Origin of the sequence: Acinetobacter sp. TSRC1-2 (assembly GCF_049895885.1) — a bacterium.
Lineage (GTDB): Bacteria > Pseudomonadota > Gammaproteobacteria > Pseudomonadales > Moraxellaceae > Acinetobacter.
Genome location: NZ_JAFCTF010000002.1, coordinates 199,182 through 219,977, shown reverse-complemented (window position 1 = coordinate 219,977; position 20,796 = coordinate 199,182). Strand labels below are relative to the sequence as shown.

Annotated in this window: 20 protein-coding genes and 2 pseudogenes; 10 read left to right on the top strand and 12 right to left on the bottom strand. The window is 40.6% G+C overall.

All coding sequences use genetic code 11. The annotated features are described in order from the left end of the window. The first annotated feature begins 54 nt into the window (after window positions 1–54). Both yccS and ACP69Y_RS04035 read left to right on the top strand, forming a co-directional pair. Window positions 55–2,205 (top strand): YccS family putative transporter, encoded by a 2,151-nt coding sequence (yccS, locus tag ACP69Y_RS04040; RefSeq protein ID WP_425916398.1) that lies wholly within the window; start codon window positions 55–57, stop codon window positions 2,203–2,205. Between the two features lie 121 nt (window positions 2,206–2,326). Continuing rightward, on the top strand, window positions 2,327–2,638 hold the full coding sequence (locus ACP69Y_RS04035; RefSeq protein WP_425916575.1) for a DUF3817 domain-containing protein: 312 nt from the start codon (window positions 2,327–2,329) through the stop codon (window positions 2,636–2,638). 230 nt (window positions 2,639–2,868) lie between these two features. Here ACP69Y_RS04035 and ACP69Y_RS04030 read toward each other — a convergent pair whose 3' ends face one another. The 4 genes and pseudogenes from ACP69Y_RS04030 to ACP69Y_RS04015 all read right to left on the bottom strand — a co-directional run bounded on the left by ACP69Y_RS04030 (window position 2,869) and on the right by ACP69Y_RS04015 (window position 6,586). Next, complete coding sequence (locus ACP69Y_RS04030; RefSeq protein ID WP_425916396.1) at window positions 2,869–3,933, bottom strand: RNA-guided endonuclease InsQ/TnpB family protein; 1,065 nt, start codon at window positions 3,931–3,933, stop codon at window positions 2,869–2,871. A 267-nt stretch (window positions 3,934–4,200) separates the two neighbouring features. Continuing rightward, window positions 4,201–4,473, bottom strand: a pseudogene (locus ACP69Y_RS04025) (transposase); the annotation flags it as partial. A 213-nt stretch (window positions 4,474–4,686) separates the two neighbouring features. Beyond that, the gene (locus ACP69Y_RS04020; protein WP_425916394.1) at window positions 4,687–5,067 is read right to left on the bottom strand and encodes a hypothetical protein; all 381 of its coding nucleotides are present in this window, start codon (window positions 5,065–5,067) and stop codon (window positions 4,687–4,689) included. A 109-nt stretch (window positions 5,068–5,176) separates the two neighbouring features. Then, window positions 5,177–6,586 (bottom strand): FAD-binding oxidoreductase, encoded by a 1,410-nt coding sequence (locus ACP69Y_RS04015; protein ID WP_425916392.1) that lies wholly within the window; start codon window positions 6,584–6,586, stop codon window positions 5,177–5,179. Between the two features lie 356 nt (window positions 6,587–6,942). On the opposite strand from ACP69Y_RS04015, the gene serA reads away from it, so the two are divergent. The 3 genes from serA (at window position 6,943) to ACP69Y_RS04000 (ending at window position 10,522) form a co-directional block, all read left to right on the top strand. After that, window positions 6,943–8,175, top strand: a complete 1,233-nt coding sequence (gene serA / locus ACP69Y_RS04010; protein WP_424619394.1) for a phosphoglycerate dehydrogenase — start codon at window positions 6,943–6,945, stop codon at window positions 8,173–8,175. Window positions 8,176–8,586: 411 nt separating this feature from the next. After that, the gene (locus ACP69Y_RS04005; protein WP_425916391.1) at window positions 8,587–9,468 is read left to right on the top strand and encodes an EamA family transporter; all 882 of its coding nucleotides are present in this window, start codon (window positions 8,587–8,589) and stop codon (window positions 9,466–9,468) included. 178 nt (window positions 9,469–9,646) lie between these two features. Further along, window positions 9,647–10,522 (top strand): EamA family transporter, encoded by an 876-nt coding sequence (locus tag ACP69Y_RS04000; protein ID WP_425916389.1) that lies wholly within the window; start codon window positions 9,647–9,649, stop codon window positions 10,520–10,522. Between the two features lie 67 nt (window positions 10,523–10,589). Here ACP69Y_RS04000 and ACP69Y_RS03995 read toward each other — a convergent pair whose 3' ends face one another. From ACP69Y_RS03995 to truB, 3 genes are all read right to left on the bottom strand, one after another. Continuing rightward, window positions 10,590–11,048, bottom strand: coding sequence for a hemerythrin domain-containing protein (locus ACP69Y_RS03995; RefSeq protein ID WP_425916387.1), 459 nt, complete (start codon window positions 11,046–11,048; stop codon window positions 10,590–10,592). Window positions 11,049–11,183: 135 nt separating this feature from the next. Next, window positions 11,184–11,954 (bottom strand): sulfite exporter TauE/SafE family protein, encoded by a 771-nt coding sequence (locus ACP69Y_RS03990; RefSeq protein WP_425916385.1) that lies wholly within the window; start codon window positions 11,952–11,954, stop codon window positions 11,184–11,186. 29 nt (window positions 11,955–11,983) lie between these two features. Continuing rightward, on the bottom strand, window positions 11,984–12,889 hold the full coding sequence (truB, locus tag ACP69Y_RS03985) for a tRNA pseudouridine(55) synthase TruB (protein ID WP_425916384.1): 906 nt from the start codon (window positions 12,887–12,889) through the stop codon (window positions 11,984–11,986). 154 nt (window positions 12,890–13,043) lie between these two features. Between truB and ACP69Y_RS03980 the strand changes: the two genes are divergently transcribed. From ACP69Y_RS03980 to ACP69Y_RS03960, 5 genes are all read left to right on the top strand, one after another. Next, entirely contained in the window at window positions 13,044–14,072 is a 1,029-nt protein-coding gene (locus ACP69Y_RS03980; RefSeq protein ID WP_425916382.1) for a lipase secretion chaperone, read from the top strand. A gap of 92 nt (window positions 14,073–14,164) precedes the next feature. Continuing rightward, the gene (locus tag ACP69Y_RS03975) at window positions 14,165–15,148 is read left to right on the top strand and encodes an esterase/lipase family protein (RefSeq protein ID WP_425916380.1); all 984 of its coding nucleotides are present in this window, start codon (window positions 14,165–14,167) and stop codon (window positions 15,146–15,148) included. Window positions 15,149–15,349: 201 nt separating this feature from the next. Continuing rightward, a complete protein-coding gene (locus ACP69Y_RS03970; protein WP_425916377.1) occupies window positions 15,350–16,315 on the top strand; it encodes an esterase/lipase family protein in 966 nt (321 codons plus the stop codon). 346 nt (window positions 16,316–16,661) lie between these two features. Beyond that, window positions 16,662–16,805 carry a hypothetical protein gene (locus tag ACP69Y_RS03965; protein ID WP_425916376.1) on the top strand — a complete coding sequence of 48 codons (144 nt, stop codon included), beginning with the start codon at window positions 16,662–16,664 and terminating at the stop codon, window positions 16,803–16,805. 428 nt (window positions 16,806–17,233) lie between these two features. Continuing rightward, on the top strand, window positions 17,234–17,368 hold the full coding sequence (locus tag ACP69Y_RS03960) for a hypothetical protein (protein ID WP_425916375.1): 135 nt from the start codon (window positions 17,234–17,236) through the stop codon (window positions 17,366–17,368). Window positions 17,369–17,436: 68 nt separating this feature from the next. Here the strand turns inward: ACP69Y_RS03960 and rplS are convergent, their stop codons facing one another. The 5 genes and pseudogenes from rplS to pilV form a co-directional block, all read right to left on the bottom strand. Further along, window positions 17,437–17,811, bottom strand: a complete 375-nt coding sequence (gene rplS, locus ACP69Y_RS03955) for a 50S ribosomal protein L19 (protein ID WP_131217323.1) — start codon at window positions 17,809–17,811, stop codon at window positions 17,437–17,439. Between the two features lie 149 nt (window positions 17,812–17,960). Then, window positions 17,961–18,701: a tRNA (guanosine(37)-N1)-methyltransferase TrmD gene (gene trmD, locus ACP69Y_RS03950; RefSeq protein WP_425916374.1), complete on the bottom strand. Its 741-nt coding sequence runs from the start codon at window positions 18,699–18,701 to the stop codon at window positions 17,961–17,963. Window positions 18,702–18,758: 57 nt separating this feature from the next. Next, window positions 18,759–19,307 carry a ribosome maturation factor RimM gene (gene rimM, locus ACP69Y_RS03945; RefSeq protein WP_425916372.1) on the bottom strand — a complete coding sequence of 183 codons (549 nt, stop codon included), beginning with the start codon at window positions 19,305–19,307 and terminating at the stop codon, window positions 18,759–18,761. Window positions 19,308–19,336: 29 nt separating this feature from the next. Then, the gene (gene rpsP, locus ACP69Y_RS03940; protein WP_067868778.1) at window positions 19,337–19,597 is read right to left on the bottom strand and encodes a 30S ribosomal protein S16; all 261 of its coding nucleotides are present in this window, start codon (window positions 19,595–19,597) and stop codon (window positions 19,337–19,339) included. Window positions 19,598–19,935: 338 nt separating this feature from the next. Next, window positions 19,936–20,109: pseudogene (pilV, locus tag ACP69Y_RS03935) on the bottom strand (type IV pilus modification protein PilV); the annotation flags it as partial. Between the last annotated feature and the right edge of the window lie 687 nt (window positions 20,110–20,796).

The window sequence follows — 20,796 nt, the reverse complement described above, 5'->3', positions numbered from 1 at the left end:
CAGCCACTAAAAAAGCTCAGGCTATATTCACAATAATTGATCTTTAGAAAAATCGTGAATAGCCTGAAAGACTTAATTCAACGCTTTAAATCCAATTCCATTCTGATCTATTGCTTGCAGATTTTTATTGTCCTTAGCGGAACCACTCTAGGCCTGCTTTTTTTAGACTATGAATCACTCATTGTTCCGGTGACTTTGGGGGCCATTGCTACTGCCCTGACCGACTTTGATGATCGCCTGAGTATTCGTCTACGTAATCTGGTTTATGTCTGTATTCTGTGTTTTGGCGTCAGTAGCATTCTTGAATTTCTCTATCCTTATAAACTGCTTTTTATCCTGTATTTATCGCTGTCGAGTGCCGGCTTTATTTTAATGGGCGCATTGGGACAGCGTTATGCCACGATTTCTTTTGGCACTATTTTATTGTCTATTTACACCATGTTTGGACTGGGAGAATACAGCCAATGGTATCAGCAGCCCAGCTATTTTGTACTGGGTGCGCTGTGGTATGGTCTGACTTCGATCATCTTTTATTTGCTCAAACCGACTCAAGCAGTCCAGGATAATTTGGCTGCCAATTTCAATGCCATTGCCGGATTACTGTTGGCTAAAGCCCGTCTGTTTGACCCCGATAATACTGACAATATTGAACCGCTACTGTATGAGCTTTCCTTAAAAAACAGTGAAGTGGTGCAGAGCCTGAATACCACCAAGGCATCTTTGCTGACTCGTTTAAAGGCATCGCGTGCCAATAAAAATACCATTTACTGGCTCAATCTGTATTTTTTGGCACAAGATATTCATGAGCAAGCAACATCAAACTATCTGCATTACGAAAATATTCATCAAAACTTTAGCCGTACCGACCTGATTTTCCGGATTCAAAAAAATGTAAAACTGCATGCTTTATCGTGTCAGAAACTGGCGCACGATATTCTCACCCATCAAAGCTATCAATCGAATCCAGACACGGATATTTCCATTGCCAATCTGGAAAATTCGATTCAATTATGGATTGAAGAAAATCCGCAGAATTTAGAGGTAAAAAACCTACTGCTGATTTTGCGCAATCTGAAAAAAATTCAGGAACAGTTTTTAAATTTAAGTCATGAACAAAACAATTATCGTCAGAATTATTTACAGCATCAGGAAAACCTAAATTTACTGGATGATGATATTCATGACCTGCCAGATTTATGGCTAAAACTGAAACAGCACCTCGCCCCTAATTCAGCGCTATTTCGGCATGCAGTACGGATTGCCTTTGTATTTGCCGTCGGCTACGCCATCTCCTTATTGCCATTTGCCAAAAATGGTTACTGGATTTTACTCACCAGTTTATTCGTCTGCCAGATCAGTTATTTCGCCACCAAAAGCCGTTTAAAACTACGGACTTTAGGCACGGTTTTAGGGGTGTTGCTCGGTATTCCAATATTGTATTTTGTGCCAAGTATTGAGGGACAACTGGTTCTAACCATTATTTTTGGGGTGTATTTTTTCTATCTGCGTTCCAAAAAATATGCCATGGCAACCCTGATGGCCACTTTAATGGTGCTGCTGATTTTCAATTTAAAAGGTGCCGGTTACGCCATCATTTTACCGCGCATTATCGATACCCTTTTAGGCTGTCTGATTGCCTGGTTTGCAGTCAGCTTTATCTGGCCCGACTGGAACTTCCGCAATATTTCCAGCACCATCAAAAAGAGTAATCAAGCGACCTTGGAGTATTTCGATGCGGTGGTGAAGCAGTACCAATTCGGTAAAAATAACAGTCTGGATTACCGTCGTGCGCGTCGTACTGCCCATAATGCTCAAATCGAACTATCCAGCATGATTTCCAGTCTCAGTACCGAACCGAATCCCAATCAGGCATTGATTCATTCTGCCTTTCGTTATCTGGTGTATAGCCACAGTCAACTCAGTTATGTTTCGGCTTTGGGTAGTCACCGCGAACAGGTTCAGGATGCACAGATACTGGATTTAATGCTGTGGTGTAAAGACACGCTATTTGCCGTACTGTTACAGCAGCAGCCTTTAGAGGAAGATAAAATTCAGGCCAAGCTCAATGACATTAAACAGATGAGTGAGCAAGAAAATCTGTCTGAAGATTTACTCTTGGTACTGAAACAGATCAGTTTGTTACTCGAAACATTGCCTGAATTATTGAATTTAAGAACCGAATTATGGGCGCAAGAAATAAAATAATCCGAGCTAAATACTTGGTTATAAGCATTTGATATATTTTATAAATACACCAAATTTTCATTCACCGCTGCGCCAATATTGGGTACACTCATGCTTGATTCTCATTGATTTAAGCATGACCATGAATATCCAAACTTTACGTGTTGTCGGTCTTTTAGAAGGTATTTCCTTTCTGCTGCTTCTCTTCATCGCGATGCCGATGAAATATATGCTGGATAATCCAATTTTAGTGAAATATGTCGGCATGGGACATGGGGTATTGTTTATCCTGTTTTTGATTGTTTTGTTTACCGTTTGCGAAAGACAGAAATGGTCGATTACCATGTTTATATTGGGTTTAATCGCATCCATTTTACCATTCGGAACCTTTATTTTCGATCGTAAATTAAAGAACTTTGAACAGCCAATCGCTGAAAAAAAACTATTTCTCTAAGTTCAAGCTCATTCGTCCTATCCTGCATTTTTGAAGGAGAAGATGGTGTGGCATCAATGTTTAAAACGCGCCACTCTGTTTTCGTTCTTTTAAAATCTCTTTGAGCATCGCTCGAGGAAAACTAAACCACAGCGCGATTAAAACAAAGCATACCACTGCATAGGTCCAAAGATGGTATTGCTCATACATCATCCGAACCAGTTCATTGACACCCTCCGACCACTTTCGCTTTAGCTCAAGTGGGAGATTCCTACTGCTAGACGCTTATGCCCAAGCGCAAGTATGTTCTTAGCACTGTTTAAGTCCCGATCTAAGACACTTAAACAGTTTTCACATTCCCATACTCTTATTCGCAAATCTGCTCTACCTTTCGGACTGCTTGTGGTGATTTCACCACAGCACGAACAAATTTGGGTTGTGAAACTTTCGTTGACTTCTTCAAACAATACTCCTGCGTTCTCGCATTTATACTTGAGCATTGTTTTTAGTGCTGAAAATCCTGTATCCAAAACAGACTTTGCCATTTTGGTTTTTATAAGTTTTTTAGCACTCAGATCACCCACAACAATGAGTGTATTTTCTTTAACAAGCATGGTGCTTGCTTTGTGTAAATGATCTTTACGACAATTTGCAATCTTGGCGTGTAATGCACGTACACGTTTTTTATTTCTTGCTCGTTGAGCAATCCCTAATTTCTGTTCATATTTTCGATAGAATTTAGGATTAGAAATCACTGTGCCATCTGAACAGGTCGCAATATCTTTTAACCCTAGATCAATACCTATGGCTTTGGTTGCAGTTGTCTTCTCAATTTTAGGACTATCCACAACCAAACAAACGTACCAACGCCCACGACTATCTTCAACGAATGAGCCTGTTTTAACGCTGTATTGGCTTAAGCCGTAACTGTCCCAAACTTTAAATTGATGCTTGCCGTATTGGACGTATCCATCGGCATATTTGATAGCCACCTTTTTGAATGGTATCCATCCAAGTGATCGTCTTGCTGATTTCTTATTGCTTACACGCCATTTGAGTTTTGCTTTTTTGAATTGCTTTCTACGTGTGACCAATTCTTCTGTCACCGCCTGAATGGTTTGGCTATGCAAATTACATTCTTTTGATGTGCCTTTTGTGTACTTGGCAATGTCATAGGCACTGAGAAATTCACCTTTTATTTTAAGGTGCTTAAAACCTAAATCATTCACATAATTCCAGACAAAGTTCACCTCAGATGCCAATTGGTCTAGTACCTTACTATGTTTATCTTTAATGCGTAATTTAAGTGCTTTCATGGTTTTATTTTATATTAACTCAAACAATATTTCATTATTTTTCAACATTTTGTGACAAGCTGTGTCGCATGGATTTTGCCACTCCGTTAAAGCAGTACTTTAACTATCCCACACATGATTGTCAGTGAGGGTCTTACGTTAGATTTAGATAATCCAATGTTTTAGCTTTAGAGGTTGATCAAAAGTACCTTTATTTATATCAATTTTATACTCTAAAGAATTCAAAAATTCGGATGCTAATGTATTTAAGAGTTCGATGAAATCAGCTTAGCCTTTTAGCATATTTTGGAAAGTTGGCTTATTGGGATTCAAGCAATAAGCCACTACAGCAGCCATAATATTCACCATAAAGTTATTGATCGAACGATGACGTGAATGTTCAAGTTACTGCAATTTTTTTAACTGATCATTCACTGTTTCAATCAATCCTCTTTTGCAAAGCAATTGTCTTTCTTCTTCGATGGGGATGGATTTATTTTTCATATTCCTGCGTGATGGGGTCAATATTTTTAGTACTCTGGCTGCTAAAGCTTCAACTTTATTTTATAAAATTTTGTCTTGAGAACCAATATTTTACAAATTCAGGGCTTTTTTTCTACTCTTTTTTATATCGAACTCAGGTTATTTAATTCATTTTCTATAATTTGCTTAATATCCACTCTTGTTATTCCCCCAAACGCAAAAAAGCGCATCAATCGATACGCTTTTTATGAGGCATAGCAGCCTAACTTTCAACCATAAATCAAAGATTTATTAAGAGCATTTAGCTTTTTGAAAAGACTTGGTGTTTTTACTGCGCATACATTGATACGACTTTTCTGTATCAACCTTCTTCCAGTCGTCCTTCACCAGTTTAAAACTATAAACGGTACGCATCGAGCGAACCGAATCATCTTTTAACCCAGTTTCAGTCACTTTCACTTGTGCAGCAGTCGGTGACTCTACACTATTAAAAAATTGACGAATTTCAACTGTTGCCGAGTTCTTACGTAAATCAGGTCTTTCTTTCAAGACTTGTTGCAAAGGCGTATCTGATGAACCGAGGTTGACTTTAGATGCTAGTTTTTTTGTTGTTGCACAACCCGTCGTCATTAAACCCAAACAAATTATAGAGGTAGATAATAAACGTAACATTGGGAAATCTTCCCCATAAAAAAAGACATTGCACCTATGATGCCATGCCTTTTTTTCACACTCGATAACAGTTATGTAGTCACCGAAAAAACAACTTATAGATCAAATATTAAAGATCAAATAATTTGCCCGGGTTCATAATGCCGTTTGGATCAAATACCTGTTTCAAAGCTTTCATGTATTCAATTTCTTCAGCAGAACGTGAGTAATCAAGATATGGCTTTTTAGTCATACCCACACCGTGTTCAGCAGAAATCGAACCATCATATTTTTTCACAGTTTCGAACACATATTTGTTCACTACCTGACATTTGGCAAAGAATTCATCTTTACTTAAATCAGCAGGCTTTAAAATATTTAAGTGCAAGTTACCGTCACCAATATGACCAAACCAGCAAATTTCAAAGTCAGGATAATTGGCTTCCACAATTGCATCAATTTCTTTAATAAATGCAGGAACGTGGGTAATTAACACTGAAATGTCATTTTTGTATGGTGTGAACGGCGCGATCGATTCAGAAATATCTTCGCGTAAACGCCATAAGCTATGCACTTGGTCAAGGTTTTGGCTCATTACACCATCAAGTACCCAACCCTGTTCCATGCAATGCTCGAAGATTTCCATCGCCGCATCCATGATTGGTTCAAATGGAGCTTCAAACTCAAGCAATACATAGAAAGGACACGCCGTTTCAAATGGGCGTTGTACATGACCATGATCCAGTACTTTCTGCATTGCGAGTTCGCCAAAGAATTCAAATGCAGTTAAATCAATTTTATTTTGGAATGCATGCAGTACCGGCATGATTGCATCAAAGTCAGGTACGCCTAAAACCATGACTTGCAAGTCATGCGGTTGACGCTCAAGCTTGATTTCAGCTTCAGTCACCAAACCTAGCGTCCCCTCACCACCAATGAATAAGTGTTGAAGCGCATAACCTGTTGCATTCTTGATCATGCCTTTGTTCAGACGCAGGATGTCACCCTTACCTGTCACAACCGTCAAACCAAGCACCCAGTTACGGGTCATGCCGTATTTAATAACTTTAATACCGCCAGCATTGGTACCAATGTTGCCGCCAATTTGTGAAGAACCTGAAGATGCAAAATCGACCGGGTAATACATACCCTGATCGGAAGCATAATTCTGCAATTGCTCAGTCACCACACCCGCCTGTACACGTACCATACGGTCTGCCGGGAAGAACTCAAGAATCTGGTTCATCTTGTCCATGCTCACCACAATTTCACCGTTCGATGCAACAGCACCGGCAGATAAACCGGTACGGCCGCCAGACGGCGTGATGGCAATATTGTGCTGATTAGCAAATTTAACAATCGCCTGCACCTGTTCCGTGCTCGATGGAAAAACGATGACTGATGGATTTGGATCAAAATGCTTGGTGTAGTCTTTGCCCCAGGCATCGAGACTAGCAGCATCAGTTTTAATGCGGTTTTCACCGACAATGGCTGTCAATTGGGTTAATAACTCAGGTGTTAAAGCGACTGAAGCATTCATCGTTTGCAGACCTAGCAAGAAATATACAAGTGGTAGATGGTCTATAGATCATTCATTTATTGAAAGTTTTACAATGCAATGTGTCTTAGACCGGGCATGAACATAAAACCGACAGCGTGACTGTGGCGCTTTTCACTACGCAGCATTATAAGACATTTTCCACTGAGACCCTGCGGAAATAAGCATTTTGACAATCTCGCCTTAAAAATTACAGCTTTAGTTAGACCCAAATCTGTAGTGCACGGCAGTATGTATGGCAAAAATACCTATCCTCTGCGTCATAAAGGAAATGTATATAGACCGTTCTCGTATGTTATCATATCGCGACTAAATTTGGCCTTTGTAGCGGAGCCGTAATGAGCCAACATCTTTCTCTACCTAAAGATAAAATTCGTTTCTTGTTGTTAGAAGGCGTTCATCAAAACGCAATCGACACATTAAATGCTGCTGGATACACCAACATCGATTCCCGTAAAACTGCGCTTGAGGGTGAAGCGTTGAAAGAAGCGGTAAAAGATGCTCACTTCATCGGTATTCGTTCACGTACTCAGTTGACTGACGAAGTATTTGAAGCAGCCAACAAGCTCATCGCTGTTGGCTGTTTTTGTATCGGTACCAACCAGGTTAATCTGAATGCTGCGATGATTCGCGGTATTCCAGTATTTAACGCCCCGTATTCAAATACCCGTTCAGTGGCTGAACTGGTACTTGCTGAAGCAATTCTTTTACTTCGTGGTGTTCCTGCGAAATCTGCTTCTACTCACCGTGGTGGTTGGAACAAGTCTGCAGTGGGTTCATTTGAGACTCGTGGTAAAACTTTAGGTATCGTGGGTTACGGCTCAATCGGTTCTCAACTTTCAGTACTTGCTGAAAGCTTGGGTATGCACGTGATTTATTATGATGCAGTGACTAAGCTTCCTATGGGTAATGCACGTCAAGTGGGTTCTCTTGCCGAGTTACTTGCAAATGCTGACGTGGTATCTCTACACGTTCCAGACGTTCCATCAACGCGCAACTTCTTTGGCAAAGACCAATTTGCACAAATGAAAGAAGGTTCTATCTTCATTAATGCTGCACGTGGTACATGTGTACTGATTGAAGATTTGGCTGATGCGATTAAATCGGGTCACATTGCCGGCGCTGCAATTGACGTATTCCCTAAAGAACCTAAAGCAAACGGTGAAGAATTTGTTTCTCCACTTCGTGGCTTGGACAACGTGATTTTGACTCCTCACGTGGGTGGTTCGACTATGGAAGCGCAAGCCAACATCGGTTTAGAAGTGGCAGAGAAATTTGTTGCGTACTCAGATAAAGGTATGACTTTATCTGCGGTGAACTTCCCAGAAATTGCGTTGCCGTTGACTGAAGGTAAACACCGTTTACTGCACATCCACAAAAACATTCCGGGCGTGCTTTCTAAAATCAACAACCTGTTTGCTGAACACGGCATCAACATCTCTGGTCAGTCATTAATGACTAAAGGCGATGTGGGTTACTTGGTAATGGACGTTGACGCAACTGCGTCTAAAGAAGCACTTGATACACTTCAAGACGTTGAAGGTACCATCCGCGTTCGCGTATTGTTCTAATTTAAGATTTTAAAAAAACCACAGCATTCGTGCTGTGGTTTTTTATTTTTTTAAGCTCAAAATTTAATATCCTGAACGGAATTGAATTTCGTGACAAAGCCATTCGCAACTGTTCGAGGCAGACAGAGATTAAATAATGAATGTTTCTGCGAACAATTTATTTAAATATCTCAATCCGTCGAGTTCTGCGATGAGAACATTTGAAACATGTTTCAACTGTTCGCAAGGTGGCTTTGGTCTTACGAAGCAATGCTTCTCAGGGCGAAACCAAAGTAACAATACGCTAAAGATGAAATAAACATCTCAAAGCCAAGACACCGTCGTTCCTCTATTATTTCACTCATATTCGGAAATATTTATTAAGCCTTTGCTACTCTCCCGCTATTCTAGAAATCGAAACCAATTTAGTCCATGTTGAATTTTAAAAATACGCCACATGTTCAGGCACTGCTGTTATTGCTGATTGCAATGATCAGCGTGCAGAGCAGTGGCTCGCTTGCCAAAATCCTGTTCGGTCAATTTCCGATTTTGACCGTTGCAGCCATGCGTATGCTCATTGGCGCTGCAATCTTGGCGCTTATTTTTAAAATTTGGCAAATTGATTTTAGACAGGTGAAATGGAAAGCCATTATCAGCTACGGTATTGCGCTCGCCGGTATGAATGCCATGTTTTACCTGTCGATTAATCGCCTTCCCCTCGGCATTGCCGTTTCTTTTGAATTCATTGGTCCACTCAGCATCGCGCTGTATTATGCACGACAAAAATTCGATTTTATCTGGGTTGGACTGGCTATTCTGGGTTTAATTCTATTGTTTCCATTCGACCAGGTTTCACAAAACCTGGATTTAATCGGGATTGCTTTTGCATTGGGTGCAGGCGCTTGCTGGGCGCTGTATATCGTTGCCGGACAGAAACCTTCGGGTATTTCAGGTAATCATACCGTGTGCTTAGGCATGTTTATCGGCATGCTGTGTTTGATGCCTATCGCCCTATTTTCAGGCATGTCAGTCAACGTTTTTGAGCCTTCAAATTTAGTTTATTTTGTCGCCTTGGCTGTGCTTGCCAGTGCCCTGCCTTTTACGCTGGAAATGATTGCACTGCGTAATTTAACTGCGCTGAGTTTTGGCACATTAATGAGCGTAGAACCGGCGATTGCCGCATTATCAGGATTTATATTTTTAGGCGAGCACTTATTATGGAATCAGTGGCTGGCACTTGCGACCATTATTGCAGCCTCGATTGGCTGTACTTATACCACGCAACAAGCCAAGAACAAGGCTGAAGGAAAATAGAAAATACATCATTTAAATTCAAATTAATCAGGCTAAATTTACGCGCTGATTCTTTAAATTCAAGGTTTTAAATTTAAAGCGTTTAAGACCTTTCAACTCCTCAAAAATCAAACAGAATTGTTATACTGGCACCCTCTTTCCCAGTGGATTCACCTGACTCGGTGATCCTGCGTGCGCCATGCCTAACTCACAATTTACTGCTGTACTGTTCATGGTTTTATCCATGGTCGCTTATCAGATCAGTGCCTCTTTTGCCAAACAACTATTTGAAGTGCTTGATCCACTGACTGTAGTCACATTACGGCTTTCCTTTGCTTCCATTTTAATTGTGCTGATGTTCCGTTCCTGGAAAATCATCAAACGTTTACCCTATCTAAAATGGAAGGACTTGCTGTTTTATAGTGGCTCCGTCTGCTTAATGAATGTGTTGTTTTATGCCTCTTTAGGCAAATTACCGCAAGGTATTGCGGTCGGCTTAGAATTCTTGGGACCACTGACTCTGGCCCTGCTTTCGATTAAACAAAAAACTGATTATCTCTGGGTGTGTCTGGCGATTTTAGGAGTTGCGCTGATGGTGCCATGGCAAGATGCATCAGCCGATAACTTCTCTTATCTGGGTGCAGCATTTGCTTTGGGTGCCGGTGTCTGCTGGGCCATTTATATTTATTTTGGGCAACGTGTAGTGCGGCAAAATATTGGCATGCATGCGCTGAGTATTGCGATTGTGCTGTCAGCCATGGTGATGTTACCGATCAGTGCAGTGCATAATCCTACGGCCCTGATTCAGACTCAATATTGGGGACAGGCCTTGGTCATTGCACTGCTTGCGACTGCTATTCCTTATGCTTTGGACCTGATGGCACTAAAACGATTAAGCAAGCTCAGTTACGGCACACTGTCCAGTTTATCCCCAGCACTGGCTGCTTTGGCAGGCTGGTTATTGCTGAAAGAACAAATTACGCTTTTACAAAGTGTTGCCTTACTTTGCATTATGATTGCCTCGGTCGGTGTAACATTTAGGGCAAGTAAAAATAAAAATCCTCAACCTGACTAATCAATAAGTCTAAATAAAAAAGATGGCTTCAAACCATCTTTTTTATATTGATCTTGTTTGAAGGCATTTAAGTCAAACTGTCTTTATTTAAATTTTTATATTTTTTATATTCCGCTAAATATTGCTGGGCTAAGCTTTCTTTTTGCTTCTGCTCCAAAATTTTACCCGCTTGCTGGAAAAAACCATGTTCTTCTTCCTTTAAATGATGATGTACCTTTTCAGAGAGTTTTTTCGCAATCGCAAGCCAGCCCGGATTACTAAAGTCTGTCTCTGTTAATTGTTCAAGGAACTCGTCTATTTCATGGTGCTCTGCCAAGGCATGACGAGTAATGCTTAAACCCGAGTCGGTCATCATTAAAGGAATGTAAAGATAGCGGTCTTCCGCGACTGCATGCGCAAAGAGTTCATTTTTAAGCAGATCAAATATCTCCCGGCGCTCTTCGCTATTCCCCGATGTCTGGATTAATTTCTCAGACAGTTCTCTTTGTATTTCATGGCTTTGACGTAATGCTTCAAAAATATTCATTATTCTAATGACCTCTGGCTTTATGCTATATGATCAGGGCAAACTCTGATAAAAATGGGCAATTATGCCCATGCCGATTGCTTATTCTTATGCAGGAACATGCTCTAATACTGTTAATTTTTGTGAATGTTTTTATTAACTTGCAAACAACATCTGATAACTTAAGCGCAAAATCAAAACCGAGACTAAGACAAGAAAAAGAATCCGGATAAAGCCACTGCCATACTTTAAGGCCATCTTCACACCCACCACTGAACCCGCGACATTGGCAACCGCCATCATCAAACCTAAACTGAACAGCACATGCCCGGTTGGAATGAAGAAACTTAAGGCAGCGAAATTGGTCATAAAATTGCCAATTTTAGATAAGGCAGACGCATGTAAGAAATCGACTTTTAAATACCGAATAAAATAGAAAATAAAAAAACTACCCGTACCAGGACCAAAAATACCATCATAAAATCCAATAGCCAATCCACCAATTCCGGCTAGAATTAAGGTTTTTTTGGTCATACTTTGCTGAAAATGCACTTGACCGAACTGCTTCTTCATAAAGGTATAAATGGCAATCACGATCAGCATAAATAACACAAAGGGCCTGAGTACTGCTTGTGGAATCAGGGTTACACAAGCCGCTCCTGCAAAAGAACTGATAAAGGCAGTGATACCAATCACTGCCAGTAATTTCCAGGCCAGTTTGACACGGCGTAAATACGACCATGCCGCTGAGGCAGTACCACAAATGGAGGCCATTTTATTGGTGCCGAACAGGGTTGCTGTGCTCATATGCGGAAAAGCATTCATGAGAGCTGGAATCTGAATCAGACCACCGCCACCGACTGCTGCATCTATCGCACCTGCAAAAAATGCAAAAAAAATCAGGCTGAGGATGATCTCAATATCCATGTAGCTTTTTACCTATCTTGAAATAATGATTAGAGATTTAAAACACGTTTTGGCACCAGACGTTTTTTATCGGTAATTTCAGCTAAACCCAAACATTTCTCACCATCAAAAACCAGTACTTCTGTGGCAGCTTCATGCTCAATATTGCTTTCCATGCCACGGCTAAAATATTCTGCACGACCTTCAGGTGCTTGAACTTTAGGAAAATGATCCACAGGTGCGTAAGCAGGCAATAATAAAGCCTCACGCTCTTGTTCAGTCAGGCTTTCCAAATACTCAATGGTATAGCTTGGAATCAGGTCAAACTGACCGGTCTTAATCCGGTGCAGATAAGTTAAATGACCGAATGTCCCCAAGGCTTTGGCAATATCTTCACCCAACACCCGAATATAAGTTCCCTTAGAACAGGTAATATCTAAAGTCAGGCTATTTTCCTTAAAGGACAATAATTCAATCGCTTCAATGGTAATTGGGCGTGCTTCACGTTCAATCTCAATCCCTTGACGCGCCAATTCATACAACGGACGCCCTTCTTTTTTCAAAGCGGAATACATCGGTGGAACTTGCTGAATATCGCCTACAAAACCCGCTAAAACCTGTTGGATTTTTTCTTCTGTCAGTGCCGGAACAGCTTGCTCTAATAACCGCTCACCTTCGACATCACCCGTGGTTGTACTATGACCTAAATAAATGGTGGTTTGGTAACGCTTGGTCGAGTCGAGTAAATAGTGGGAAAATTTAGTCGCTTCACCTAAACAAATTGGCAATAATCCCGACGCTAAAGGGTCTAAAGCACCGGTATGACCGCCTTTTTGTGCTCGATATAAGCCACGTACTCTCTGTAAAGCCGCATTAGAACTAATACCCAAAGGCTTATTCAATAAAAACACACCGCTAATATGCCGGCGTTGAATCTTAGGTGAAGTCTTTTTCATAGCGAAAGATCAAGCAAGTTGAAACGGGTGACATGTTAACAACCGCTTATCATTATTTACAACTTTTCTACGTTAGTTTTAGGTCTTTAATGGCAAATTTAAATTCTATTTTTAGACTTATAAAAACAAAACAGGCAAAAAGGTTGCATAGGAAATGCAGAGATATAAGTTATGGATTATTTTGGCTCTTATTATTGTAAGTATCGGCGCATTATTATTTTGGTTAGCGCCCTCGCAATCTATTGCAGAAAAAATACGTACAGTACCAACCCTCGACCCTCAAGCTAATGGCTTAACGTCAACCACACCCGCAAACTTGGTTCAAGGTGGGGCTTTTATGAGTAAAAGCCAACAAGACACTGAAGTGAACTGTCAGTTACGCCTCGATGGCGCCAATCGTTTAATTGTGAATGAGCAAACCAGGAACTGTTTTGAATATTTCATTACCCAATATGGGGAAAAAGATCTCAAGCAGATTAAAAATGATTTCAAGACTTATATCCAACAAGCTTATAAAGCGCCTGCCCTCGCACAAATTCTAGATTTATGGAATCGCTATATCGATTACCGCGAAAAACTGGGTGATCTGCCAGCACCGAATATAGATAAAGAAGATCCCAAATATTATCAAAGCATCTTTGCCAATATGAAAAATCTGCGTAAACAACTTTTTTCTGATTACGAAATTGAAGGCTTATTCGGCACAGAAGATACTTATCATGAATACACATTAAGTCGCATGACCGTCATGGATGATAAAAATCTAAGCGAAGCGCAAAAGGCCCAAAAATTAAAAGATTTGTTCAATCAATTGCCCGAAGACTGGAAAGAAAACTTAGAGCAGCTCAATAAACTCGAAGACTTGCGTAAACTTACTGCAGCCATTAAAGCACGTGGTGGTTCTGCAGAAGAAATTCACCAGATGCGGATGAATTTGGTCGGCCCTGAAGCCACACAGCGTTTAGAAAGCTTAGATGGACAACGTAGTGACTGGAAAAACAAGGTCGATGGCTATCTGAAAGAACGCGACAACATTATCAAAAGCGGCTTAAACGATGATGCCAAACAGAAAGCCGTGCAACAATTACGGATGCAGCATTTTAGTAAACCCGAAGAACAACTCCGGGTGGAAACGTTTGAATCAGTTCATGATCAGGGAGGAAAATTACCATATAGCGAGTAATCGCAATGTAGCCATCAGGTGACTAGATTGATCATCTGATTGATGTACTTATATGAATAAAAACAAAAGTATTTAAGGATAAGGAAAAGTTGATGAAAACTTTAAAAAACAAAAAAGCGCTCATGCTTGCGGTGATAACGACTCTGACAACAGGTTTTACCGCTGAAATACAAGCAGCAAAAGGAGTTTTGCAAATCAAAGAAACGGTCAAATCTGACTATGCAAAAACCAAATATCCCATTGTGATGACGCATGGCTGGTTGGGTTGGTCACGTATTGGCAATGATAGTTTCAATATTGATTATTGGTATCAAATTTTGCCCGATATGGCGCGCAATGGTTCGACTGTTTTTGCCGCACAGCTATCACCGGCCAATACCACTCAGTTCCGTGGTGAACAACTGATCACTCAAGTAGAAGAAGTACTCGCCATTACCGGTAAGAACAAAGTAAACCTGATTGGTCACAGTCATGGTGGTCCAACCGTACAATATGTAGCAGCAGTGAAAGCCGGCTATGTCGCATCGGTGACAGGCGTGGGCGGAACATACCGTGGTTCTAAAGTCGCCGATGATATTCAGAGTAATCAAGCCAGCCGTACCGTGTTTAATATTGTGGGACAATATATGATTGGACCACTCCTGACCTGGGCTCAAGCCAATCCTGAAATCCCGGTTGACTTTGATGCTTCGATGAAGTCATTGACCGAAGTAGAATCGGCAAAATTCAATAAACGCTTCCCGACTACAGCTTTAGCTTCCGACTATAACAAGAGCGGTGCTAAAGTGGATAAGGGTATCTATTATTATTCTTGGGGCGGTACAGCCCAAACCACCAACCTTTTGGACATTGATACCATTCTGATGCAACTGGGGCCATTATCTTATGGCAACAAAGACAATGACGGCATGGTCGCCCGGTGTAGTTCCCATATCGGTCAAGTCATTCGTGATGATTACAACCTCAATCATACTGACCTTGCCAACATGCTGTTTGGCTTAAAAGGAATATTTGCACCTGATCCAGTTGCCCTGTTTAGACAACATGCCAACCGCTTAAAGCTTCAAGGTTTATAAACCTGCAGTTACCATCCATTCATGCTCATAAAAACACTATTTTTTATGGGCATTTTCATATCCACACCTTGTTACAACTCTATATTACATGGGTCTATTAAATTTAAAAATCAGGTCTTTTCTATTCAATAATTAAATTTGATAACTCACATGGTCAGATGTAACAACGGGTTTAAAACAACAATATTTTGAGTACTTAATATGAAATACGGATTCTTCATTGCAGGCTTAATGTCGCTCAGTGCTTTTAGCCAAATACAAGCAGGTAACGCCACCCAAGTCACGAGCAACGCAAGCTCAAGCTATGCTAAAACCAAATACCCTGTAGTCTTTTCACATGGTATGTCAGGTTTTATTACCTTCGGTACGAATGACTTTGGACTGGATTATTTTTATCAAATCCTTCCCGACTTAGCACGTAATGGTGCCAATGTTTGGGCAACACGTGTCTCTCCATTTAACTCATCAGAAATTCGTGGTGAGCAGCTTTTACAGCAGGTTCAAGAAATTACCGCCATTACCGGTGCCAGTAAAGTCAATCTGATTGGCCACTCGCATGGCGGACCAACCATTCGCTATGTGGCCGGTGTTGCGCCGAAATTGGTGGCATCGTTAACTGGTGTCGGCGCGCCGAATGCCGGCTCACCAGTTGCCGATTTAATTCTGAAAATTGAAGGTACAGGTATCGAAGGTCCTTTAGTAGCTTTAGTAAACTTTTTCTCTAAAGCCATAACTTGGGCACAAGGACTCAATCCCAAAAGCTTCCCACATGATGCATTGGCCGGTGGTAAAAGCCTTACCCTTGCAGGTTCAGCCAAATTTAACAGCCAATTTCCACTCGGCCTGCCAACAAAAGCCTGCGCCGAAGGCAAAGCACTGGAAAACGGTATCTATAACTATTCATTCACCGGTATTGGTGACGTGACCAATATTTTAGATCCTGATTCAGCCTTAAAAGTCACCAGTTTATTGATTGATGGCGGCAAGGAAAATGATGGTTTGGTGTCACGCTGTAGCGCGAAATTCGGTAAAACCATTCGTGATAATTACAACTGGAATCATTTAGATGAAGTGAATCAGGTGCTCGGTCTAAAAGCACTCTTTGCACCCGATCCTGTGGATGTCTATCGTCAACATGTGAACCGCCTAAAATTACAAGGGTTATAAAAAATGAGGGATTTATGCGTGGTCGTGTAAATCCCTTTTTTTATCATTTAAAAAATAATTCGATTCTGAAAAGTACGTATGTATAAGTTATTTCTCGCTTTGACCCTATGTAGTATGAAGACACTGCAACTGGCCTATTCCAATCAGATGCCAGTCTTATAATATAACGCCAGATTTACTCTATCGAATTATGCCTAGATCTGTTATTCCCTGGTCTTTGTGCATGGGTTTGGGTTGGGTTTTAACCGGATTGGTCTAGACTAGCATTGGTTTAGATTATTAATATCAAATTCCAGAGGATTTAGATTGAGATGGGACAAAGGTTTTTACTGCTGAACTTTCAACCGTGACTTCCAATGAGTTTTGTAGTGAACCGCTTTTAATCCAAGTCTATGAAGTTTTAGCGATTACCCGTGCTAAGGAACTGAATCTACTTGCTCATGGTCAAGGCAGTCCAACCATTCAATATAGTGAAGCCATCACACCCTAAAAAGTTGTCTCCATGACAGCAGTCTCAGGACCAATAAAAAAATACGACACTGGCAGATGTGATTGTAGAAAATAAATTTTTCGATCCGATTGCAGAAGTGATTTTTGGCTTATTCAGTAGACGAATCTCGCTAATCCAGTTGAATCCTAAACTCACAGTCGATTATGAAGCTTAAATGCAATCCTTAAGTACAACAGAAATTAATGAATCTAATGCGATATATGGTTTAGCAGCCATTAGCAAAGGTTGCAAGAGTCAGGGTTAAAAGCTGGCTATTGATGGCATGTATCATTATTCCTGAATGGGCAATCGGTAAATCACCCATCTTTTAGATGTGATCGATACCTCAATTGTCGCGCTAGGAACCACTTTTAAAAAGCAAAGACCATGATGGCCTTGTCTGACTGTGTAGTGGTCGCTATGACCAAGTGATTCGTCAAGATTATAAACACAATCACTTTGATGAAATTAACCATTTCTTTCGGATATATGGCATGTTCGCTCAAGGTCCTGTGGCAATTTACCGTCAGCATGCCAATCGTTTAAAACTGCAAGGTTTATAAAACTAAAAAACTCAGGCATGAAAAATGCGCCAAAAGGCGCATTTTTTAACTCGAGATAAAACTTAAAATTAAGCTTTAACTTTACGAGCTGGTAATTTTTCACGAATACGTGCAGCTTTACCAGACAATTCGCGTAGGTAGTAAAGTTTAGCACGACGAACGTCACCACGACGTTTAACTTCGATTTTAGCAACGATTGGAGAGTGAGTTTGGAATACACGCTCAACACCAACACCGCTAGAAATTTTACGTACTGTGAACGCAGAGTTTAAACCACGGTTTTTGATTGCGATTACAACGCCTTCAAAAGCCTGAAGACGTTCGCGATCACCCTCTTTTACTTTTACAGATACAATAACTGTATCACCTGGTGCAAAAGCTGGGATATCAGTTTTTAATTGAGCATTTTCAATAACTTGAACTAAAGGATGTTTACCACTCATGTGGGAATCTCCAATGTGCGGACAGAAGAGGTCTGTTACCGCTGGGGACAGAGGCTAAAGCACATATCGACCCGTTTATCTTTCCCTTTACCACCTCAGTCTTCACTTCGGTCGATAAAGAGCCTGTTTAAAAATACTTAAATTTAACTTTAAATATTCGAATCTTTTAGCCATTTTTTTTGCTGCTTGGTCAACTCAACTTTCTCAACAAGCTCAGGCCTGCGATCGAGGGTTCGTTGATAACGCTGCAAAAACCGCCATTTTTCAATGTTTGCATGATGCCCAGACTTTAACACCTCAGGCACATCCAAACCTTCAAACTGGTCTGGCTTGGTATATTGCGGGCAGTCTAAAAGACCATCCACAAAAGAATCTTGAACGTGTGATTGCTCATCAGACATGGAACCCGGAAGTCTCCGAATAATACTGTCCAACAAAACCATCGCAGGTAGTTCGCCGCCAGATAAAACGTAATCACCAATCGACCATTCCTGATCAACATAGTGCTGGATCAAACGCTCATCGACCCCTTCATAACGTCCGCAGAGTACAATCAGCCCGTCATATTCGACAAATTGCTGTACCGCAGGTTCGTTTAAAGTTTTGCCTTGTGGAGACATATACACCACAGGCGCTTGAACACATCCCGCTTGCGCTGCAAGATTTTTGGCATGTTGGATTGCTTGAGCCAAAGGCTCAGCCATCATCACCATGCCCGGACCACCGCCAAATGGACGTTCATCCACTCGTTTATAGTTGCCCGTTGCAAAATCACGTGGATTAATACAAGTGACTTGTACTATTTCACGCTTTGCTGCACGCCCGCTAATACCGTAGGCTGTAATCGCTTCAAACATTTCAGGAAAAAGCGTAATGACTGCAAAAAACATCGCAGACTCCTCTACTTTCCTGCTGCGTTCATCCTTAAAGGACAAGCTTTTAAATATTTAGTAATCTACGCCCCAATTTACGTAGATACGACCAGCTTCAAGATCAACGCGCTGCACCACATCTTTATGCCATGGAATCATACGCTCTTCAGCATCAACGCTGTCTGGTGTTGCGTGAACCACCATCACATCGTTAGCACCGGTCTCAAACAATTCATGGATTTTACCGAGATTTACTTCTTGTTCAGTATCATCCAAACCTAACACTGTTAAGCCTTTCAAATCTGTCCAGTAAAACTCATCCATTCCTGCTTTCGGAAGTTGCGATTTTGAAATCCAGACATTTGTGCCAACCAAGCCATCCGCTGCCGTGCGATCACTCACACCTTTTAAGCTGACGACCAAGCCTTTACCATGCGGTTTCCAGCGTTTTACATCTACTGTTTGCCAACCTGCTTTGGTCTCAATGTACCAAGGAAGATAGTCAAAGATGTTGCTCATGGGTTCTGTATTGGAATAGACCCAGAGCCACCCATTTAATCCATATGCTGAACGTAGCTGTCCAATCTGAATACGATCTTCGGGAACATTCTGTGTTGGTGTCATGGGTTACCTACTACTTAATTCGCAATAAATTATGCAGTAGCTGCAGCAGCTTTCTTAGCTTGAGCAGCTAAAGAAGCAACACGTTCAGACGGTTGAGCGCCTTGAGCAACCCAATGAGCAAAACGATCAGCATCTAAACGAAGTTTTTCTGCTTGACCTTGAGCTGTAGGGTTAAAGAAACCAATACGTTCGATGAAACGACCGTCACGCGCATTGCGGCTATCAGTTACAATAACTTGATAGAACGGACGTTTTTTAGCACCACCGCGTGCTAGACGAATTACGACCATGATACAACCTTATAGTTTTTACGGATTATCCCTGTGCCGACCATCGGCAGCATTTCAAACCCCTTTCATAGAGGGCAATATTTTACGTCATATTTACTTCGAAAGAAAGATCAAATTTTAAGTTGTCCACGGTTTTAAATCTAATATCTGCGAAGAGATTTATTTACCAATTTAAGTGTATTTACGGAGCAGTAAGACTGAGGATGGTTATTGAAACAGCTATTTAGAGCGTTAATAGTTATGATGTAATTGATTGTATTGGAACAACCTGAAACTAAGATTCAAGTCATTCCAATAACAAAAGTTTGCAACTTACCATTTGGTGCAGGTATCTAGAGGAAGGCCGCCAACCCACCCCGATTGGCACGAATACGCTCCGCCATATCTCGTGCAATATTAATCACCTGTACCCGGTTTATTGCTTCTGAAGTTGCTTCCACCGCCCGATATTGCAAGGCCACAAAACCCAAAATCCCCACGGCCAATATCAGTAAAGCCACCAATATTTCAATAAGCCCCCACCTTTTTGATTTCGTTTTATTTTCATGTGCGAGTTCCTTCTAACAACTTTTGGAATTGTTTTTTTATGCATATTAAGTTTGTTTTATAAGTCATTTTTTTGAACAATATTTAATTAAAAATTTAAATTTATTATATTTTTCAGTTATTTATATTCTTTTAATTTAAAATTAGAAAAATTATTCCCTCCCAACCTTTCCCCTGAGCCATATATGGAGTAAGAGAAAGAAGTTTCAATATTCATTTCACTACCGATGAATAATCATGTTTTGATTTTTTCAATACTTCTTGTTTTAGTTAAATGTTTAATAGTTTAGAGAATTTTATTAATTATAGGCTTTATTACATATTTTTACCGTCTGCAAATTGCGAAGTAATCTAATGCTTTACAAGCTAATCCGCAAATAAAAATGAGAACTTGAACAAATCTTATGGCGGTTTATAAAGTTAAACAAAATAAGATTTTCATCATTAAAAAGCTCTAGATAGCTATATCTGAGTAGGCTTGATTTCAGCCTTATTACCTTTTAATTCAGCTACCATTGAGTATTAGGGGGCAAATCAAATCGAGAGATTTCCTCGATTAATCACAGCCTGCTTATAAGAAGACCAATTGATGTTGCAGTAGATTTTAGCTGCGGGCTTATTCACCTGTGAATGATATTATTGAATAGACCCTT

Bases quoted from the DNA above. Each gene is read 5' to 3' on its own strand.
- rplS (WP_131217323.1), bottom strand. From the start codon at position 17,811: ATGAGTGGTAAACATCCTTTAGTTCAAGTTATTGAAAATGCTCAATTA.
- ACP69Y_RS04020 (WP_425916394.1), bottom strand. From the start codon at position 5,067: ATGTTACGTTTATTATCTACCTCTATAATTTGTTTGGGTTTAATGACG.
- ACP69Y_RS03995 (WP_425916387.1), bottom strand. From the start codon at position 11,048: ATGAATATTTTTGAAGCATTACGTCAAAGCCATGAAATACAAAGAGAA.
- ACP69Y_RS03990 (WP_425916385.1), bottom strand. From the start codon at position 11,954: ATGGATATTGAGATCATCCTCAGCCTGATTTTTTTTGCATTTTTTGCA.
- trmD (WP_425916374.1), bottom strand. From the start codon at position 18,701: ATGTTTTTTGCAGTCATTACGCTTTTTCCTGAAATGTTTGAAGCGATT.
- ACP69Y_RS04015 (WP_425916392.1), bottom strand. From the start codon at position 6,586: ATGAATGCTTCAGTCGCTTTAACACCTGAGTTATTAACCCAATTGACA.
- truB (WP_425916384.1), bottom strand. From the start codon at position 12,889: ATGAAAAAGACTTCACCTAAGATTCAACGCCGGCATATTAGCGGTGTG.
- rpsP (WP_067868778.1), bottom strand. From the start codon at position 19,597: ATGGTCGTAATTCGTCTAGCACGCGGTGGTGCTAAAAAACGTCCGTTC.
- ACP69Y_RS03970 (WP_425916377.1), top strand. From the start codon at position 15,350: ATGAAATACGGATTCTTCATTGCAGGCTTAATGTCGCTCAGTGCTTTT.
- ACP69Y_RS04005 (WP_425916391.1), top strand. From the start codon at position 8,587: ATGTTGAATTTTAAAAATACGCCACATGTTCAGGCACTGCTGTTATTG.
- ACP69Y_RS03975 (WP_425916380.1), top strand. From the start codon at position 14,165: ATGAAAACTTTAAAAAACAAAAAAGCGCTCATGCTTGCGGTGATAACG.
- rimM (WP_425916372.1), bottom strand. From the start codon at position 19,307: ATGACACCAACACAGAATGTTCCCGAAGATCGTATTCAGATTGGACAG.
- ACP69Y_RS04030 (WP_425916396.1), bottom strand. From the start codon at position 3,933: ATGAAAGCACTTAAATTACGCATTAAAGATAAACATAGTAAGGTACTA.
- ACP69Y_RS04035 (WP_425916575.1), top strand. From the start codon at position 2,327: ATGAATATCCAAACTTTACGTGTTGTCGGTCTTTTAGAAGGTATTTCC.
- ACP69Y_RS03980 (WP_425916382.1), top strand. From the start codon at position 13,044: ATGCAGAGATATAAGTTATGGATTATTTTGGCTCTTATTATTGTAAGT.
- serA (WP_424619394.1), top strand. From the start codon at position 6,943: ATGAGCCAACATCTTTCTCTACCTAAAGATAAAATTCGTTTCTTGTTG.
- ACP69Y_RS04000 (WP_425916389.1), top strand. From the start codon at position 9,647: ATGCCTAACTCACAATTTACTGCTGTACTGTTCATGGTTTTATCCATG.